This window comes from Alkalibacillus haloalkaliphilus C5 (genome assembly GCF_000269905.1).
Lineage (GTDB): Bacteria > Bacillota > Bacilli > Bacillales > Alkalibacillaceae > Alkalibacillus > Alkalibacillus haloalkaliphilus_A.
Map to the genome: position 1 here is coordinate 1 of NZ_AKIF01000208.1, position 3,821 is coordinate 3,821.

The following is a 3,821-nucleotide window of genomic DNA, read 5'->3' on the forward strand; positions in this document are numbered from 1 at the left end:
GCTCAGGTGTTGTTTATAAACAAACAGACGGCGAAGCTTACGTTGTGACTAATTATCATGTTATTGAAGGTGCAGACTCAGTTGAAGTCGTTTTCTCAGAAGAAGAGCAAGTAGAAGCGGAAGTCATAGGAGGCGATATGTATTCAGACTTAGCCGTGTTACGAGTAGAAGATACATTCGTGGATCAAGTGATTGAACTAGGGCAATCTGAAACGATCAATGTAGGTGAACCAGTTTTAGCCATTGGTAACCCACTAGGTCTTCAGTTTGCAGGGTCAGTCACACAAGGGATCATTAGCGGTAAAGACCGATTAATTCCAATTGACTACACGCAAAATGGGGTTATCGATTGGCAAATGGAAGTTATTCAAACTGATGCAGCGATTAACCCAGGTAACTCAGGTGGCGCCCTTGTGAATTTAGAAGGCGAGTTAATCGGTATTAACTCAATGAAAATCGCATCACCGCAGTTAGAAGGTTTAGGCTTTGCCATACCAATTGATATGGCTCGTCCAATTATGGAAGAGTTAGAGCAACAAGGAGCTGTGACGCGTTCATACTTAGGTATTTCACCATATTCTTTACAAGATGTTGCTCAACACCATTTACGCAATACGCTGAATTTACCTGAAGATGTTGATCGTGGTGTATTAGTCGCATCAGTTGAGACCATATCACCAGCAGATCAAGCAGGTTTCGAACAGTACGATGTAATTATCGATATGAATGGTGAAGAAATCGGTAATGTTTTTGAGTTAAGGCAGTATTTATATAATGAAACAAACCCTGGTGATGAAATTGATATAACGTTCTATAGAAATGGAGAACTTTATGAAACAAGTCTTACATTAACATCACAGGAGTTTTAATTGAAGAAGACTTACTCACATTGTGGGTAAGTCTTTTTAAATTGTTCGGAATTGAGTGGTTATCCACATTATTAAGAGGTTTATACACAAAATGTGGGTAAAATAAATTAACTCGACCATATATTGTGTTGATCTGTCTATTTGAAACTAAATATAGCACGAACATATGTTGATATGTTAGTAAGTATGTGGGTAACTTATGTTTTTCCCCAGAAAAAATCTTTAATAGTTGTTTATAAACAAGTTGCACACATAGAATGTGTATAACTTATGGACAAATAAAAACTTGTTAAACCAGGCTTTATAGTAGTTTACATAAATATTACTTCAATACTCACTTGTAAAAAGACGAACATTTGATAGAATGTTAAACAATATTAAATTTTTAAAAAACAAATGTGGTGTTAATTATCTGTGGAATATTTGCGACAACAGGAATGTTAAACAAAACAGAAATGGATCAAGTGCTTGAAAGTATGGTGCACAGGTCCAGATGAAGGAAAAGACGTACGGTTAAATCATTTTCATTTAGGTCATCAACGTTTATCCATTATCGGTTTAGATGATGGTATTCAACCTATTACTAATAAAGAAGAAACGAAATGGGTAGTCGTTAACGGCGAGATTTATAATTATCCACAATTAAAACAGGAGTATGAGGATAAGCTATTAACGCAGTTGGATAGCGAAATCGTCTTAAGGCTGTATGAAGATGAAGGTGTGGATAGCATTAAGAAGTTAGATGGTATGTTTGCCTTCTTCTTAGCAGATGACGAGAACAATACTTTTGTAGCTGGAAGAGATACATTAGGCATTAAACCATTGTATTATGCCAAAGATGAAAATGGCGAGTATGTATTTGCTTCAGAATTAAAGACGTTATATTTTATGACAGATGAGGTTTATGAATTTCCGCGCCTGAAACTGGTTTTGTTTGTTATCGCGAAATTCAGCAAAGCGTCCTTTGGCGTAAAAAAGAAGAATTCTCAGAAGGAAGCGGCGCATTAGACTTTTAGAACAGTATGCGAACGAGACGATTTCTGATGACGACTTAAAAACATATCAACAAGAAGCATCAGTCGAATTAAGAAGTAAACAAGAAGCATTATATTATAAAATCTTTAAAGAGTTGTTCCCAAGCCATTCAGCCGTAGAAACGGTCGGTAAGTGGGCAACAACCTAAAGATGATGTGCTCTGGCTAGAGATTTAGTCAGGGTTTTATTGTTTTTAAAGCTTAAGATATACTAAGAAGTAGATGGAGGTGTGGCAATGAACATTACAATGTCTCAGTCGGAAAATTAAAAGAAAAATACTTAAAACAAGGTATCGATGAATATATGAAGCGGCTTAGTAAGTATGCCAAAGTGAAAGTAGAAGAAGTACCAGATGAACAAGCACCAGACAATATGAGTGAAGCAGAAGAAGAAGCGGTCAAAAACAAAGAAGGCGAGAAGATATTAACAAAGATATCCACAGATACATATGTCATTACACTTGAAATTGAAGGGAAGCAATTAACATCAGAAGCCTTCGCCAAGAAAATGGACGACTTAGCTACGTATGGCAAGAGTAAGATCGCTTTTGTCATTGGTGGTTCACTTGGCTTAAGCGATGAAGTCAAACAACGAAGTGACTACGCCATTTCATTTAGCAAAATGACTTATCCACATCAATTGATGCGGTTGATTTTGTTGGAGCAGGTTTATCGGGGATTTAGGATCGTTAGGAATGAACCGTACATCTTTTAAGGGTAAAATACTAAGCGAATCCATCCATTCGCTCATCAATTTACCCTCATCATTTTCCAACATCCAACTCTCCACAGGTTCGATATAATCTGTTCCCACTTTACCTAGTAATTCTAAAGAATGCTCTTGTAGACCTTCGATTGTAAAGTCAAAATGCAAATTGATTTTCTTAATATGTCTTCCTACTCGTCGAGGTGCATCTTTGTCAATTTGTATGTCCTTTATGATCAAACGAAGTAAGGCTTTTTGATCTTCGGGTTTTGAATTCCTCATGACTTCCTCAAAATTAGTTAATAGGTGATATAGTGCATCAGCATCTATAGGTGTAGTATCACATTCCTCTAACTCCGTATTAAGAGATTCAAGTCTATTTTGAATATCATTTTTTTCTGTCATCAAATCATTCAGCTTTGGTTTAAAGATAGCAGCTAAAGAGGGATCATCCATTAATTGGTCAGTTATGTTGTTAATGCGCGTATCAACTTTCTTCAATTTAGAATGTGCCATTTTGATTTCGTCATTTATTGGACTGGTTGCTTGGCTACGTGTTTCATTCACTTCACCTATGATCTTTTTAAGTACATACGGTTCAGATACAATTCGTTTTAATTCTTCAAATACTTGCTCCTCTGCTCGATCAGAACGAATAGAATGAGCGCTACATGCCTTGCTTCCTTTGTTGTGGAAGAGGCCGCAATTATAGTAGCGATATTTCTTACCTTTTGCACCTTTTGATGCACCAGAGACCATGCCATAACCACATTTAGGACATTTCAATAATCCGTTCAAAATATATGGTTTGTAAGATTGGGCAGGTCTGATCGAACGTTTCTTGCGACGTTTTTGCACTTGCTCCCACTGTTCCTGATCAATAATGGCATCATGTTTACCATCAACGAGAATATAATCGTCGTTCTTACCCTTACGATGTTTCTCAGACCAATTTTCGTAAACGTTAAAACGAATCTTTCCTATATACACAGGATTATCTAAGATCGTCTTTACTGTGTTAATTGAGAAATTGCATCCACGTTTTGTTTTATACCCCATATCATTGATTCGACTTACAATTGCTCTATAACCTAGATTCTGTTCAGCATATTCGAATATTAACCGAACAATGTGCGCTTCTTCTTCGTTGACTATAAGGTGCTTATCGACACTGTCATAACCTAATACACGACCACCATTATAGTAACCTTG

Annotated in this window: 4 protein-coding genes; 3 read left to right on the forward strand and 1 reads right to left on the reverse strand. The window is 36.6% G+C overall.

The annotated features are described in order from the left end of the window. The 3 genes from A194_RS0115345 to rlmH all read left to right on the forward strand — a co-directional run. A partial coding sequence (locus tag A194_RS0115345) for a S1C family serine protease (RefSeq protein ID WP_017187680.1) occupies positions 1-869 on the forward strand: 869 nt, incomplete at its 5' end. Positions 870-1,337: 468 nt separating this feature from the next. Next, positions 1,338-1,877: a class II glutamine amidotransferase domain-containing protein gene (locus A194_RS18805; RefSeq protein ID WP_029425375.1), complete on the forward strand. Its 540-nt coding sequence runs from the start codon at positions 1,338-1,340 to the stop codon at positions 1,875-1,877. 330 nt (positions 1,878-2,207) lie between these two features. Further along, positions 2,208-2,618: a 23S rRNA (pseudouridine(1915)-N(3))-methyltransferase RlmH gene (gene rlmH / locus A194_RS19920; protein WP_029425376.1), complete on the forward strand. Its 411-nt coding sequence runs from the start codon at positions 2,208-2,210 to the stop codon at positions 2,616-2,618. Here the strand turns inward: rlmH and A194_RS18810 are convergent. Then, on the reverse strand, positions 2,514-3,821 hold a 1,308-nt coding region (locus A194_RS18810), incomplete at its 5' end, for a recombinase family protein (protein WP_017187681.1). The genes rlmH and A194_RS18810 overlap by 105 nt on opposite strands.